9 protein-coding genes are annotated in these 15,893 nt (G+C 57.0%); all 9 read left to right on the top strand.

Annotated elements, in window-relative coordinates; translation table 11 throughout:
* Positions 1-167 precede the first annotated feature (167 nt).
* The 9 genes from Pla100_RS27110 (at position 168) to Pla100_RS27150 (ending at position 15,771) form a co-directional block, all read left to right on the top strand.
* Positions 168-2,327, top strand: coding sequence for a spermidine synthase (locus tag Pla100_RS27110; protein WP_146581965.1), 2,160 nt, complete (start codon positions 168-170; stop codon positions 2,325-2,327).
* A 111-nt stretch (positions 2,328-2,438) separates the two neighbouring features.
* Positions 2,439-3,029, top strand: a complete 591-nt coding sequence (locus Pla100_RS27115; protein ID WP_146581966.1) for a pyroglutamyl-peptidase I — start codon at positions 2,439-2,441, stop codon at positions 3,027-3,029.
* Positions 3,030-3,101: 72 nt separating this feature from the next.
* Entirely contained in the window at positions 3,102-5,423 is a 2,322-nt protein-coding gene (locus tag Pla100_RS27120) for a c-type cytochrome (RefSeq protein WP_146581968.1), read from the top strand.
* Positions 5,417-6,967, top strand: coding sequence for a DUF7133 domain-containing protein (locus Pla100_RS27125; protein WP_146581970.1), 1,551 nt, complete (start codon positions 5,417-5,419; stop codon positions 6,965-6,967). Before Pla100_RS27120 ends, Pla100_RS27125 begins: the two co-directional genes overlap by 7 nt.
* A 343-nt stretch (positions 6,968-7,310) precedes the next feature.
* Positions 7,311-9,035 (top strand): long-chain-fatty-acid--CoA ligase, encoded by a 1,725-nt coding sequence (locus Pla100_RS27130; RefSeq protein ID WP_146581972.1) that lies wholly within the window; start codon positions 7,311-7,313, stop codon positions 9,033-9,035.
* Entirely contained in the window at positions 9,035-10,342 is a 1,308-nt protein-coding gene (locus Pla100_RS27135) for a thiolase family protein (RefSeq protein WP_146581973.1), read from the top strand. The genes Pla100_RS27130 and Pla100_RS27135 overlap by 1 nt, the downstream gene beginning before the upstream one ends.
* Complete coding sequence (locus Pla100_RS27140; protein ID WP_146581975.1) at positions 10,339-12,531, top strand: 3-hydroxyacyl-CoA dehydrogenase NAD-binding domain-containing protein; 2,193 nt, start codon at positions 10,339-10,341, stop codon at positions 12,529-12,531. The genes Pla100_RS27135 and Pla100_RS27140 overlap by 4 nt, the downstream gene beginning before the upstream one ends.
* Positions 12,532-12,629: 98 nt before the next feature.
* Positions 12,630-14,555: an acyl-CoA dehydrogenase family protein gene (locus Pla100_RS27145; RefSeq protein ID WP_231603689.1), complete on the top strand. Its 1,926-nt coding sequence runs from the start codon at positions 12,630-12,632 to the stop codon at positions 14,553-14,555.
* Positions 14,556-14,832: 277 nt separating this feature from the next.
* Complete coding sequence (locus Pla100_RS27150) at positions 14,833-15,771, top strand: patatin-like phospholipase family protein (RefSeq protein ID WP_146581977.1); 939 nt, start codon at positions 14,833-14,835, stop codon at positions 15,769-15,771.
* Positions 15,772-15,893: the final 122 nt, after the last annotated feature.

Below are 15,893 nucleotides of genomic sequence, written 5' to 3' on the forward strand. Positions count from 1 at the left end.
AGCGATCGGTGCGGCGTTCGATTGATACAATCGTTACTTTTCTACTTTGCCGAAAGATTGGCAGAAAGAAATTTGCCGGGAAACCAAACCGTGTCCTAGAGTTCGATGCGGGAGAGGTTTCCATGGGGGGAATCGCCGCGCCGGTTCCGTTTCCGTGATTGCGCTTTATGTCGACTTCTTCGCCGACCAAACCTACGCCCTGGATCGTTTTCGCCATCGCAACGCTGCTCAGTGCGTTCTTGGTGTTTCAGATCCAACCGGTCATTAGCAAGTGCGTTTTGCCTTGGTTCGGTGGCACACCCGCGGTTTGGACGACGTGCTTGCTGTTCTTTCAAATGCTCTTGTTCGCGGGCTACCTTTACGCCCATTGTTTACGTCATTTTTGTACGCCGATTTTTCAAGGCGTTATCCACCTATCGCTATTGATTGCGGCGGCTTGGTCGCTGCCGATCCAACCGGGCGACGCTTGGAAACCGGTCGGCACGGAAGATCCGACTTGGACGCTGCTCGTGCTGCTCGCCGCCCATGTCGCCCTTCCGTATTTTGTTCTCTCGAGCACGGGGCCGTTGGTGCAAGCTTGGCTGAGCTATGAAAACAATGATGAATCGGTCTATCGCCTGTATGCGTTGTCCAATGCCGGTTCGTTGGCGGCGCTGCTGAGTTATCCGTTCCTGGTGGAGCCTTGGTTGTCGGTCGGTCAGCAATCGTTGGTTTGGTCGTTGGCGTTTTGCGCGTTCGTGTTAGTCGATGGATGGATCGCCGTCGGATTGTTTCGCCGATACCGTTCGCGACTCGATTCCATTTCGGATGTGGGAACCTTAAGTGGTGGCGACTTTCAGTCGGCAATCACTGAAACGTCGACTGAAAGTCGACGCCACGACAAGGAAGCATCGAGCATTGATGGCGAACCCGAACGCTCCACCACCGCTCAATGGATTGCTTGGGTGGCCCTTCCCGCGTTCGCGTCGATGATGTTGTTGGTGATCACCAGTCACGTGTGCCAAGACATTGCTGTGATTCCGTTCTTGTGGGTCGTGCCACTGAGTTTGTATCTTTTGACATTTATTATCAGTTTCGATTCCCCGAACTGGTATCGGCCGAAGATGATCGCGACGATGACCGGGGTCGCATTCGCGATGATCGGTTTGGCGGAGTTCGTTCCTGCGTCGATCCGCATGCCGGTCGAAGCGGTCAGCTATCTAATTATCTTGTTTGGAGTGTGTTTGCTTTGTCATGGAGAGACGGCGCGATGCAAACCACCGGCTCGGCAACTCACACTCTATTATGCATTGATCTCCTTGGGCGGCGCGATCGGTGGTTTGACGATCGCGATCCTATGCCCGATGTTGTTTAACGATTACAGCGAGTTGCCGATCGCGTTGCTCGTCTCGATTGGAATCGTCGCGTTGTCGTTCCTGTCCGCGCGCTCTTGGCTCGCGACGGCATGCGATTGGCGATCGACCCAAACAATGGCGTGTGGGGTGAGCGTCTTGATTCTCGTCGTATCCGGATTGACGTTGACGACTCGACGAGCCGACACGGTCGCTCAGCATCGAAACTTTTTCGGTGTCTTGCGAGTCGAGAAAGATGACCGCCGCGTTCAGTTGGTCCACGGGAACACGATCCACGGCGTTCAGTTGTTGGGCGACCGCAGCGCGACACCGACGTCCTATTACGGAACTCAAAGCGGCGTCGGGAAAGTGATCCAGCGGATGCAATCCGAACAACCTTCGATGCGAATCGGCGTGGTGGGGTTGGGTTGTGGCGTGTTGGCGGCTTACGGTCGGCCGTCGGACGCGTTCGACTTATTCGAGATCAATTCGGCGGTGGTCGAGATCGCGGAATCGCATTTCAGTTTCTTGAATACTTGCCCTTCCTCGATCGAACATTTCCTTGGTGATGGTCGTTTGTTGCTCGAACGAGAAGCCGACCAAAAGTACGACCTGTTGGTACTTGACGCGTTCAGCAGCGACGCCATCCCGGCGCACCTGTTGACGATCGAGGCGATGCAACTGTACCGATCCAAACTTAAAACCGACGGAGTTTTGGCGATCCATTTATCGAACAACCACCTGGACTTGGTTCCGCTGACGCATCGTTTGTCACGGATGATCGAGTTGGACAGTCGTGAAATTCACAGTGTCGGTGACGAGGCCACCTGCACCCGGTCGGCCCGATGGGTGATCGCGAGCGACCGAGGAGACTCATTTTGGGCTCATCGCTCGCTCGCCGATGCAAAAATCCCCAATGAAAAGCAGCTGAACCGGGCACCGCTATGGACGGACCAGCATCATAATTTGGCGAGTGTCTTGAATTGGTCACTTTAAGGGCGTTGTGAACTATACTTCGACTCACGTCTTCCCTGGTTTTGACTATTTGTTTCATACCGGCCGTTTTTCCGCTCGTCGTTTTTTTCCTACTTACTGTTCGGCACGCCCGTGACCCGAGTTCTGCTCACCGCATTCGAACCCTACGACCGCTGGCCCGACAATGCGAGTTGGTTGGCGCTGATGGATTTGACGCATTGGTTCGACGGACCCATTCAATTGGTGACCCGCCGCTATCCCGTCGATTTGGGACGAATGAGCGAGAAAATGCGGACGGATCTTCAGGAGGATTACGATTTCGCATTGCACTGCGGCCAAGCGCCGGGATCGGCTCGATTGCGTCTCGAGGCGGTCGGATTGAATCTACGAACCGACGGTAGCGAGATTCTCTCGGGAGCACCGGCGGCCTACCGAAGCAATCTGCCGTTAGAGGCGGCGGCGGCGAAGATTCGAAGCGCAGGTATCCCGGCGGCGGTCTCGCATCACGCGGGTACCTATCTGTGCAACGCCGCCTTATACTTGAGCCAACATTACATCGCCTCGTTCGGGATGAAAACCGCGTCGGCCTTCATTCACATGCCCTTGGCTCCGGCTCAGGTCGCTCGCGATGATTCCGATTCGCCCAGCATGAGCACGCCGATGGTGAGCGCGGCGATGGCGATGTTGATCCAAGAATTGGTTCAGCGTCGTCAGACGGCTTAACGCGTCTCCGAAACGGGTCGGATCCTTTGGAGGCGAGTGAATTTATACGCGCTTGCAGATGATCACCGTGATATGAAAACCAATCTTGCTTTGTCGGGCATATGTTTTGCCTACATGTTCTTGACGGGCTTACCCGACGACGGGATCGTGTTCGCCGAGGCCACCGATGGTTCGCAATCCATCTCCGCCCCGTTGGTTTCGGCCTTCGATCGCTTTGGACGACATCATGAGATCGACGAGGCGATTGCCGGTTCGATCTTGCTCAGCGAACTCAGTTGCACGGCCTGTCACCCATCGACAGCGGTGATCGCGAAAGGCGGCCCAGAACTGAAGGGCGTCGGTCGGCGCGTCAGTTCCAAATGGTTGCACGATTATCTCGCGGCTCCTTCATCGATCAAACCCGGCACGACGATGCCGGATGTGCTGTCGGATCTGCCAATCGACCGACGTACTGAAGTCATTGATGGGCTTGTCGCTTTCTTGTCGACGATGCAATCCGACTTTCCCGAGATTAAGGCGACGGGAGCGAATCCAGTCGAGTTTCAATATTGGACCAAGGGCGACGCCGCGCGGGGCGAACGCTTGTATCACGAAGTCGGCTGCGTCGCTTGTCATGCACCCGATCCAGACTACGAAGTCGCCGAACTGCCGCCCTCGCCCATCGACGCGTTACTTGATGAGTTGGATCCGGAAGAGCTTGCCGAGATGGGTTTAGCCGGCGCGGCTCGACGCGTTGAGTCGGTGCCACACGGTGACTTGTCGGCGAAGTATTCACGTCGTTCGTTAACTCATTTTCTTTACGATCCGGCGGATGTCCGTCCGAGTTCACGAATGCCGGCGCTCAAGCTATCCGTCAACGAAGCGGCCGATATCGCGGAGTATTTGCTTGAATCACTCGCAAAGGACGATCATCCCACGGAAATGGTTCGAGACGAATCGCTGGTTCAACAAGGACGCCGGCATTTTGCCGAGTTCGGATGCGCCAATTGTCATGACGCGGGAATCCAGGCATCGCTCCAGTCCGAACCGCTGGCCCAGTGCGAACTCGAACCGAACGCACTTGAGCAAACGTCGCGATCTTGTTTGGCGGACCAGCCCGCCGACGTTCCCCGCTACGGTCTTGATCAGGCACAACGCCAAGCGATCCGATCGACGATCGAATCACTCGCCACGAATCCGGTTGCGTCGGCAAAAGATCACGTTTTGTTGACGATGATGCGAATGAACTGTTACGCGTGTCATCAGCGAGACGAGTTCGGCGGCGTCGGCCGATTTCGAAAGAACTATTTCGAAACCGTCTCCGGTGCCGATCTCGGAGACGAAGGCAGGTTGCCGCCACCGTTGACCGGCGTGGGCGAAAAGCTGCAATCAAAATGGCTGAGCCGTCTGTTTCGTGGCGATCGGAAAACGACCCTGCGCGATCACATGACGATCCGAATGCCGGTTTATCCGCACGCGGATGTTTTGAAATTGGCCGATCAATTTGGTGACGCCGATCAGGTGAACGAGACTTCTGAAAACAATGTCTTTGGAGACATCAAGTCGCTCGCACCGACCGGCAAACAACTGATGGAAATCGGCTGCATCCAATGTCACGAGTTCAACGGACAAGCGTTGCCGGGCGTGATCGGAGTGGAGTTGTCCAGCGTTCCTGATCGAATTCATCCGGCGTGGTTTCAACGTTTCTTGACCAACCCCGGCGAAGTGAAAGCTCGCACTCGGATGCCGACTTTTTTTCCCGACGGCAAGAGCCAAACGCCGCAAATCCTTGGCGGGGATGCGGACCGGCAAATCGCCGCCATGTGGGCTTACCTCGTTCAAAGCAATCGATTGGGGCCGCCCGATAAAATCGCACTCGAGCGGGCCAAGGATTACGAACTCAAGCCGGCCGAACATCCGCTGATCCTACGAACGTTCATGAACGATGTCGGTACGCATGCCATCGCGGTGGGATTTCCCGAAGGCGTTCACTTCGCCATCGACTCGCAAAACATCCGCTTGGCGATCGGATGGCGCGAGAGTTTCCTGGACGCCCGAAGCACTTGGTTCGAGCGATTCACGCCGCCGGTCGATCCACTCGGCAAACCGGTTCAAATACTCGATAGCGAGAACATCTTTTTCGAACGCGATGCGACAACAGGACAAACGACTCCGATCGCGTTGCGATTCTTGGGATATCGCCTTGATGTCAATCGCGTGCCCATCTTTCGATATCAATACTTTAACATCGTGATCGAAGACCGGATCGTTCCGTATCAGGACAAGAATCTGATTCGCACTTTATCGTTAGTGGTTCCCGATGAATCGAAATCAAAGCTGTTGTGGATCCGGCACGATGGCGAGTGGTTCCCGTTGACTGATTCCGAAGACTTGAAGGTGACTTACCGATGGTAGTGCGACAAGCTTACTTGGCGATTTGCGTTGCCATCTGGACAGGCGTTTCCGCGTCCGCTGGCGAAGACGAATACTATCGAATCGTCTCGATCGCCACGCCAGCGACCGCAACGGATTCTCGCGATCCGAATTGGAAGCCTGCCGACGACGGGATCGCCTTGGAAGTCAGTGGTATCGCCGTTTTGGATCAGCAGCGTGTCGCCGTCGCGATTCGCAAGGGCGAAGTATGGATCTTGGATCACGTCGATCAGGAGGACCCTTCAAAAGTCACCTATCATCGATTCGCGACGGCACTGCATGAACCCCTCGGCCTCTTGAGGTACCAAGGCGGCTTGGCAACGGCGCAGCGAACCGAACTGACATTGTTAACCGATACTGACGGTGATGAGGTCGCCGATCAATACGATACGATCGCCAAAGGTTGGGGCGTGAGCGGGCATTATCACGAGTACGCCTATGGACCCAAGCTTGACGGCAACGGCAATCTTTGGGTCACGCTGAACATCGCGATGAAGCTCAACGGAGACGAACTCAAGCACGCCGTCCCCGACGCCCCGTTGGGTTATCGCCAAGCCGCATGGCGAGGTTGGGGGTTGAAGATCGCCGACGACGGTGAATTGCTACCGATGTGCGCGGGGATGCGATCGCCCTCGGGACTCGGCGTTAACACAAGTGGCGATATGTTCTACACCGATCAACAGGGAAACTGGGTCGCGACCAATTCGTTGCATCACATGCGTGAAGGTGCATTCTTTCACCATGCCGAATCGCTCGCGTCGATGAACCTAGCGGGGTCACCGATCCGTGGCATTGAAAACGTCCCCGATGGATTGCCATATCCTCAAGCGATCGCGGCGATGAAAGAGCTCAAACCGCCGGCCGTTTGGTTCCCGTACAAAAAGGTCGGTCAGTCGGCCACCGACATCATGCTCGATCAAAGCGGCGGTCGGTTCGGTCCGTTCAAAGGACAGTTCTTCGTCGGCGAGTTCACACAAGCGTCGATCAACCGAGTCTTCCTGGAAAAAGTTGATGGAGAATATCAAGGAGCCTGTTTCCCGTTTCGTCGCGGACTCGCATCGGCGGTCTTGCGAATGGCTCAAGGAGTCGACGGAAGCATGTTTGTCGGATTGACCAATCGCGGATGGAGCAGTCTAGGCACGGCCGCCTATGGATTGCAGCGATTAGTTTGGACCGGCAAGACGCCGTTCGAAATCCAAGAGATGCGAGCGACACCGGACGGGTTCGAATTACTTTTCACCCGACCGGTCGACGTGGCGATCGCGAACGATCCGAAAACGTATGCGATGCAAAGCTATACGTATCTGTATCACAGCAACTACGGCAGTGACGAGATTCAAAATCAAACCGTCAAGATCGAACAAGCCAGCGTGTCCGATGATGCCCGCCGAGTGCGTCTCGTCACCGAACAGCGACGTCCATTGTTCGTTCATGAGCTTGACGCATCGGCGCTACGAGATCAAAGCGGCGAACCTTTGTTGCATCCCAATGCCTACTACACGCTCAACCGAATCCCGAAACGATAGACATGCGCAAAGCGAAATCGCCACAATGTCCAATCTTTGGCAGTCCAGACTTTGGCCTATTCGAGGACGCCCTTAGATGTTTCGAGGACGGTGCTAATGGAAGGGAAGCCCCCTTTAGGTAAAATTAAAGAGAAAATAGACAACAAAGAGGTTTTTCGAGCGTATACTTCATCACATGCGTTAGGAAAACGGTTTCGGCTCGGTTTCCGGTTTCCCCACTCATGTTGTTCCGGTCAAAAGTTTTGGCCGGTCCGCGCTTTTCGCTCTTTGAATCGTCCTGGCTGAACCCGAGCCGACAGCCGACCGCTCCTACGGAGGGGACGGGATTGTTGGGAGGTCCATCATGGGTCACCGGCGTCCAGATCACTCGGGGTTGTTTGATTCGCGTTTCGAACGCCATATCAACTATCGCCCGCCGTGCGGGTTAGATTCTTTTGAGGGCATCCCCGCCTACGGGGTTTTGCAGCACGCCGCCGAGCAACTGCCCGGCCGCGATGCGATCGTTTATGGCGAGACCCATTGGTCTTACCGCGATCTCAATCAAGCGGCTATTCGCTGCGCGGCGGTGTTGCAACGTTTGGGTATTCGTGCCGGCGACCGAGTTGGCATTCAATTGCCGAACATCCCCGAGTTTGTGATCGCCGCCAACGCGATCTGGCGAGCCGGAGGCGTCGCGATCGCGATCAGTCCGCTGATGGTGGCGGACGAAGTCGACAAGCTGCTCAAACAAACCGATTGCCGCTTGGTGGTTTGTTTGGACATGCTCAGTGATACCGTGACCGATCCCGACGTGCGCTTGTTGTTGGTTTCGATACGAGAACATTTGCCGTCGCTGCATCAAATCGGTTACCTTTGGATGCGCCGAAAACGAACGGGCGTTTGGACCTTGCCCGCCGATGATCGATCGCGTTGGTTTTGGGACGAGATGTCGATGTCCGAAGCGGAGTATCACCGGGTCGAGATCGACCCGCTGCGCGATCCGGCTTACATCTTGCCGACCGGTGGTACCACGGGCGTCCCTAAAGCGGTCACGCTCAGTCACACGAACATGGTCGCCAACGCTTGGCAACAATACGTTTGGACACGGCGTTCGTTCGGGCGGGAAAAGATGCTCGCCGTGTTGCCGTTCTTTCACAGTTACGGGATGTCGGCGACGGTGATGGGCGGCGCCGCGACGGGCTCGACGCTGATCATGCATCATCGTTTCAACACCAAGCAAGTGATCGGATTGTTGCACGATCACCAGCCGACGGTCTTTCATGCCGTTCCGGCGATGTTGGTGGCGATGAACGAGCGATTCCGCTTGTATCCGCCGAACCTGCGCGGATTGCGATGGGTGATCTCGGGCGGTGCGACGCTGGACGCACAAGTCGCTGAGGAGTTCAGTCGCCACACCGGGGCTCTCGTCGTCGAGGGATACGGACTCAGCGAAGCGTCGCCGGTCACGCACGTCGGCCATCTGTTTCGATCGCCGGCCTACGGAACGATCGGTTATCCCTTGCCAAGGACTCAGAGCCGGATCGTCGACTCGGAAAACCACGATCGTTGCGTTGAGCCCGGCGAGGTCGGTGAACTCCTCGTCCGCGGTCCGCAGGTGATGCTTGGTTATTGGAACGACCCCGCCACAACGGCCACGGCCATCCGCGACGGATGGCTGCACACGGGCGACTTGGCGTGCCAAGACGAAGCGGGCCGTTACCAAATCGTCGGTCGCAAGAAGGACCTGATCATCACGTCGGGTTTCAACGTTTACCCCAGCGAAGTCGAAACGGCGATCTGCGAACACCCCAGCATTCGCGATGCCGCCGTGGTCGGCGTCCCCGATCCCGCACGCGGTGAGATCGTCAAAGCGTTCGTCGTTTTGGAACCTTCCGCCGGATGGAACGAATCCGATGTTCGGGCGCACTGCGACCGCGTGTTGGCCAAATACAAACGGCCCCGCTTGTTCGAAGTTTGCGAAGACTTACCTAGAAATTTTCTGGGCAAGGTCATTCGTCGCGAACTGCGAAGTCACGAACCAATGAATCAAGCTTCCGCGTCGAACCCCGACTCCATGGAGACTGTCTGATGAATAAGTTACCCCCCCTCGCGGTCGTCGACGGCGTTCGCACCCCCATGGCCAAGGCCTTTACCGACTTGCAGAACGTCGACGCGGTCCAACTCGGACGTGTCGTCGTCGAGGACGTATTGCGGCGTGGCGGTTTGGTCCCTCACGATGTCGACGAGGTTATCTTCGGCAACGTGGCCGGGCCGGCCGATTCGGCCAACATTGCTCGTGTGATCGCACTTCGTGCGGGGATTCCCCGCGATCGCATCGCCCATACGGTCAATCGAAACTGTGCGTCGGGAATGGAATCGGTGATAGCCGCGTGGCAGGCGATCGCGACGGGGCGGTCGAACATCGTCGCTGCGGGAGGGACCGAATCGATGTCCAACATTCCAATGCTGTTTCGACCCTCGGCCGCCCGGCGTTGGATGCGGCTCGGTCGGGCTCGATCGCTTTCGGCCAAACTTCGCGCCTTGATGGACTTCCGTCCGAAACATTTTCAGCCCCTCGTCGGCATCGAATTGGGGCTCACCGACCCGGTCTGCGGTCTGAACATGGGCCAAACCGCCGAAGTTCTCGCCAAGGAATTCGGGATCAGCCGCAAGCAGCAAGACGAGTTCGCGATGCAAAGCCATCAACGGGCCGAGGAGACGCAAAAGGCTTGCTTCCTATCCGGCGAGATCACCCCCGTTCGAATTCCCGATGTGATGGACAAGGATTTCGAAAAAGACAATGCCATTCGCTACGGCCAGTCGATGGAACAACTCGCAAAGTTGCGACCGATCTTCGATCGCAACGGCACCGTCACGGCGGGCAACAGTTGCCCGTTGACCGACGGAGCGGCTTGTTTGTTGTTGTCGAGTGAAGAATCGATGGATCGTTTCTCCGGGCCACCGCTTGGTTACATCACCGATTACGCCATCGCCGGATGCGATCCCAAACGGATGGGCTTGGGACCCGTTTACGCGATCAACAAACTGTTGGCACGCACGGGACGATCGATTAATGACTTTGATCTCGTTGAAATCAACGAAGCATTCGCTGCTCAAGTGCTCGCCTGTCAGGCGGCACTGGGGTCGAAGACGTTCGCCCAAAACGAACTCGATCGCAGTGAAGCGATCGGCCAAATCGATCCCTCACGGCTGAACGTTCATGGCGGGGCGATCGCGTTAGGCCATCCCGTCGGGATGACCGGGACGCGATTGATTCTCACGTTGCTGCGTTCGCTCAAGAAGGCGGGTTACCGCCGTGGTCTCGCCACGCTGTGCGTCGGCGGGGGACAAGGGTTCGCCATGATTCTCGAAACCGATTTAGGAGATAAGTCATGAAAACGTTTCACCAATATGAAAATTTCAAGGTCACTGAAGACGATCGCGGGGTCGTGACCGTTTCGATCAACGTCCCCGGCCGACCGCTCAACGTGATCACACCGGAGGTAATGAATGAACTCGCCGCAATTATTGCCGCGATCGAACATTCCGAAGGCGTTCGCGCGGTCGTTTTCGAAAGCGGCAAGGAAAGCGGTTTCTTGGCCGGAGCGGACGTTTCGATCATTGCCGGTATCGATTCGCCTGACGAAGCGACGCGATTGATCGTGACCGGACAATCGCTGTTTCAACGCATCGCTTGGTTACCGATGCCGACGATCCTGGTGATCGACGGTCCCTGCTTGGGCGGCGGTTTGGAATGGGCGCTCGCATGCGACTATCGCATCGCAAGAAACAGCAGCCACACCAAGATCGGTTTACCCGAAATTCAATTGGGATTGATTCCAGGTTGGGGCGGAACCCAGCGGTTGCCTCGGTTGGTCGGGACCCACGTGGCAATGGACATGATTTTGACAGGCAAGCATTTCGGTGCGCACGCGGCGATGCGGATCGGCCTGGTCGATCTCGCCGTCGATCCCGACGACTGGGACGCGGCGCGGCAGCGATTCGTTGATTCGGTTTTGGCCGGTCGTGTGACGCGCCGACTTTCTTGGCGTTCGCGGTTGGTCGCTGCCTTGTCGCGTAGCCGCATCGGTCGCCACGCTGTCTTCAAAATGGCTAGCGGGAAAGTCGCACGCAAATCGGAACACTACCCCGCCTTGCCGGCAGCGATGAGGGCGATGCAAGCGAGTTTTGATAGCGGTCCGATGGGCTATCAAATCGAACGGGAAGAGTTCGTCAAACTGCTGTCGACGCCGACCTCGAAACATTTGTTGAGTCTGTTCTTTGCCCGTGAGAATGCTCGCAAACTGTCCACCTGGACCACCACGCCGTCTTCGGTCGTTCATGACAACCCGATCCGTCGTGTCGGCGTGATCGGTGCCGGCGCGATGGGTGCGGGCATCGCCCAGCTTTCGGCAGTTCGCGATTTCGAAGTCGTCGTGAAGGAAGTCAACGTTGATCTGCTACGCGAAGGGCACGCGCGGATCGAGAAGTTAATGATGAGCGTCGCCAATCGCCAATCATGGAGCGAAGAAAAACGGTCGCGGACTTTGGGACGCATCGAATACACGACCAGCCCCGAAGACATGCGCGGTTGCGACTTGATCATCGAGGCGGTCGTCGAGAAAGCGAGTGTCAAAGCCGACGTGTTCGCGGAGATGGATCGGATCGTCAGCCCCGATTCCGTCTTGGCGAGCAACACGTCGTCGTTGTCGGTGACGCGGATGAGCGATTCGACGATGCGACCGCATCGGGTGGCCGGATTGCATTTCTTCAATCCGGTCCATCGGATGGAACTGGTCGAAGTAGTACGGTGCGATGGAACCGATGAGGCCACCGTCGCCCGCTTGGTCGGATTCGTCAAAGCGATGGGAAAGACGCCCGTGGTCACCGCGGATCGTCCGGGGTTCTTGGTCAACCGCGTGTTGTTCCCGTATCTCGGCGAAGCGGTTCGGATGCTCCGCGAAGGTTATCAGGCGGATGCGATCGATCGCGAAGTGCGCCGGTTCGGGATGCCGATGGGCCCGTTGGAATTGATCGACCAAGTCGGCTTGGACGTGGCGATGCACGTCGCCGGATCGCTCGACACCGTCTGTGCGGGCGTGAACGAAGTGGTTGCGCCACTGACGCGGATGGTCGACGCGGGTCAATTGGGTAAAAAGTCGGGCGGGGGCTTCTACCGTTACCGCAATGGCAAAAAAGGCAAACCGTTTGATTTGGCGTTGGATCATTCCGGCGACGTTCATCTTCCAAGCGAACATGATTTCGCGGCCGATGGTTTGACACTTACTCAGCGGCGGTTGGTGTATCCGATGCTGATCGAGGCGGTCACGTGTCATCAAGAGCATGTCGTTGATCTGCCTTGGGCGATCGACTTGGCCATGGTCCTCGGGACCGGGTTTGCTCCGTTCCGAGGTGGTCCGTTGCACATGGTCGATGCGATCGGCTTGAAGCGTGTCGTACACAACTGCGAACGACTCCGTCATCTCTACGGCGATCGTTTCGCCGCCCCGGATGAACTCGTCGGTATGGCCGAGCGTGGCGAATGTTATTTCGGCCGTGCCGAACTCGGGCCGGTGATGTCGTAGCCGGCCCAATGTCGTAGCAGGCCATGTGACCACGCCGCGGCGTTTGCCGTTTCGTGTTTTGTTGATTCCGAAAACAACCCCATCGCTGGAGATTGATCATGAGTGTCGATACCAAAACCCCGATGATTCCCTCGGACAATTCGAATCGCGAGTCGTTCGCCGAAGTCGCCTTGCGTTTGGGAGGAGCGTCCGCCGACGAAGCCCGTCGGACCGGCGTGCTCGACAGCGCCGACGATCAAGTCGAAGACCTGTTCGCGCCGCAGTATCAAACGGTTAACAGTCCGGTCCACCGCGCGATTTGGGACGCCCACGTTCCGACCGAGTTGTTTTATTGTCCGGTCGATATGCCCAGCGAAGACGTCAATCGTGTCAGTCAACGTTCGCTATCATTGGTGCGGTTTCATCGCGATCACGGCACCCTACTCAATGAGAACGGTAAGATCGCCGACGAAGTCTTGGCCGACCTCGGCGACGCCGGCTACTGGGGAACGCTCGTGTCACCGGAGTACGGTGGCAGCGGTGCGTCGATGCAACAATTCGCCAACCTGATCACTTCGATGGCGTCGATCGACCCGACCGTCGCGGGACTCGCGTCGGTTCACGGATGCATCGGTGCGGTCGATCCGGTACGGTCGTTCGGAACTCCGGAACAAAAGCAACGCTTCCTGCCTAAGCTTGCCGATGGTACACGTTTGTCCGCGTTCGCCTTGACCGAACCGGGTGCCGGCAGTGACTTGACGGCGCTTCAAACGACCGCCGTCCGCGACGGGGATGAATACATCGTCAACGGTGAAAAACTATTCATCACCAATGCCATCGAAGGACGCACGATCGGTCTGGTTTGCAAGATCGACGGCAAGCCGAGTGTCCTGATCGTGGATCTGCCGGATCACCAGGACGAACATTTTCGATTGAACCGGTACGGCATCTACGCACTCGCCCGTGCTCATAACAACGGGCTCGTGTTCAAGGATTTTCGAGTCCCGGCTGAAAACCTGTTGCACCCGATTCGTGGCGACGGATTGACGATCGCTTACCACGGTTTGAACCTGGGCCGAGTCTCGTTGTGCGCCAACGCGGCCGGCACGATGCGGTGGATGCTCGCCGAAATGTTGCCGTGGGCGAGTTATCGCAGCACCTATGGTCAAGCGATCGATCGTCGTGAATTGGTACGTCGACGGATCGGCCGGATGGCCGGGTTGATCGTCGCTTGTGATGCGATGACGCAGTGGTGTGCGGGTCTGCTCGACCAAGGTTTTCGTGGCGAGATGGAATGCATCGTGGCCAAGATCTTCGGCAGCGAAGCCCAAAAAGAAGCCGCCATCGAGCTGTTCATGAAAACGCACGGCGGACGTTCGTTCTTGAAGGGGCATTTGTTCGGCGACAATGTGCACGAATTCTTGGCCCCGTGTATTTATGAGGGCGAAGGCGAAATGCTAGGCATGGCGTTCTTTAAATCGGTGGTGAAACATCACGGCAAGACGTTCTTTGAACCGATCGGCCGGACGCTTCATGAACGCGGGATCGCTCAGCCCAATCTGGCAAATCCCGGTCATCTGTGGGCGCTTCGCAAACCGATGACCGACTACGCGGCGTGGTACCTCGGCCGTCGCGTGCGTGGTTCTCACTGGACGCAGCTTCCTGACATGTCGGCTGATCTGCGTCGTCATGCCAAGTTTGCCCAGCGGACCCTTTCGTCGGGTGGTTTTGAAATCAGCGCCACGATGCGCCGTCATCAGCTCAAGCTGGCAGATCGTCAATGTCGCATGTCGGAGCTCTCGTTGAAGATGCAAAACGCATTGGTGATGCTGGTGACGAGTCTTTATGCGGCCAAGACCAACGACGCCGTCACACGTGCGGCGGGGCTAGCCGTTTGCCAAGAACTGCGCCGAAAGATCACCGGCGAGTTCCCGACCGATCGCGAGTATCGCGAAGTCACGACGCTCGGTAAGACGATCGCCGAAGAAGGCTGGCAGGCACTCGATGGCGTCCGTGCGGGAGGGATTTTGATGCCTTATAAGTGATGAAGCATCGGTCACAAGATCCAAAATATCAGCTATCGCAGCGTTTCATTTCAATTGAACCGGATTGATACAAGCCCGACTCGCAAGTTTTGAAGTTGCACCTTTGCCTGTGGCATTGGTTTTTCGTAACCCGCTGCGTAAGCGAGGGATGAGTCAATATCAATGATCCCTCGCTTACGCAGCGGGTTACGAGAAAAGTGCAATTTCAAAACTTTCGCGTCGGGTTTGTATGGTTGCGGCGTAGCCGCCTTAAGGACTAGCTTCAAAGGAATTCATCATGAGTTGGCTGAATCTATTTTCACCGCGTCCGAGTAGCGAGATCGTGGAGTCGCCTCGTCGGGCCGTCGTTGCTTTGGGCGGCGGCGGCGCTCGCGGCTTGGCGCACCTCGGGGCGATGCAAGCCATCGGCGAGTCAGGAGTGCAAATCGAGCGCATCGTGGGTGTCAGCATGGGGAGTCTGGTCGGGGCGATGTGCGCCCTCGATCCGGACATCCAACAAGTGCAAGCACGCGCGTTGCAGCTCCTGCACTCGCCGATCTTTCAATCCAAACAAAAGCACCTTTGCGGCGTCGCGCCACCGGACGACGATGAGCACAGCGGCAGCACGTTCTCGTGGTACAGCCGCTTGAAGAAAGTGCTCGACGCTCACCGGCGGATCACCAAAGCGGTCAGAGGATCGAGTTTGATCTCCGACGCGCCGTTGCGTGAATCGATCGAACATTTGCTACCTGATGTGGACATTGCCGATGTGCCCAACCCGCTGAGCATCGTGGCGGTGGATTTGCTCAGCGGAGGACGGGTGGTTTTGGAAAGCGGGTCGTTGCGGAAAGCGGTCTTGGCGTCGACGGCGATCCCAGGAATCTTTCCGCCGGTCCCGTGGGATGACATGTTGTTGTGCGACATCGGTGTGATCGAATCCATCCCCACCGTAATCGCTCAAAGTTACGCCAGTGATCTGACGATCGCGGTGGATGTGGGTCAAGACCCGATGCGAATCCAACGTTGCGACACGGCGCTCGACGTGATGATGCGACTCGATGACATCTGCGAACGGATGATGCGGCGACACGTGATCGAGGTCGCCGACATCGTCATCCGACCCGAGGTGGGAAACATCGCTTGGTTCGATTTCAGTTCATCCGAAACGGTGATCGAACTCGGCCGATCGGCGGCCAAGCGAACACTGAACGATTATTTGTACCGCCGCGTTGCTTAAGCTTTCGCTACGTCCAGATAAGAGGATTGAAGACTGACAAAGCACCACGAATAACGTCCATTCGCTGAAAACACTCAATTTGTACACCGGTTCGGAACGATGACACATGATACGGGCAGTCC

Source organism: Neorhodopirellula pilleata, from assembly GCF_007859915.1.
Classification (GTDB): Bacteria; Planctomycetota; Planctomycetia; order Pirellulales; family Pirellulaceae; genus Rhodopirellula; species Rhodopirellula pilleata.

Coding starts and splice junctions, on each gene's coding strand:
- Pla100_RS27110 (WP_146581965.1), top strand. CDS start 168: ATGTCGACTTCTTCGCCGACCAAACCTACGCCCTGGATCGTTTTCGCC.
- Pla100_RS27150 (WP_146581977.1), top strand. CDS start 14,833: ATGAGTTGGCTGAATCTATTTTCACCGCGTCCGAGTAGCGAGATCGTG.
- Pla100_RS27135 (WP_146581973.1), top strand. CDS start 9,035: ATGAATAAGTTACCCCCCCTCGCGGTCGTCGACGGCGTTCGCACCCCC.
- Pla100_RS27125 (WP_146581970.1), top strand. CDS start 5,417: ATGGTAGTGCGACAAGCTTACTTGGCGATTTGCGTTGCCATCTGGACA.
- Pla100_RS27120 (WP_146581968.1), top strand. CDS start 3,102: ATGAAAACCAATCTTGCTTTGTCGGGCATATGTTTTGCCTACATGTTC.
- Pla100_RS27140 (WP_146581975.1), top strand. CDS start 10,339: ATGAAAACGTTTCACCAATATGAAAATTTCAAGGTCACTGAAGACGAT.
- Pla100_RS27130 (WP_146581972.1), top strand. CDS start 7,311: ATGGGTCACCGGCGTCCAGATCACTCGGGGTTGTTTGATTCGCGTTTC.
- Pla100_RS27145 (WP_231603689.1), top strand. CDS start 12,630: ATGAGTGTCGATACCAAAACCCCGATGATTCCCTCGGACAATTCGAAT.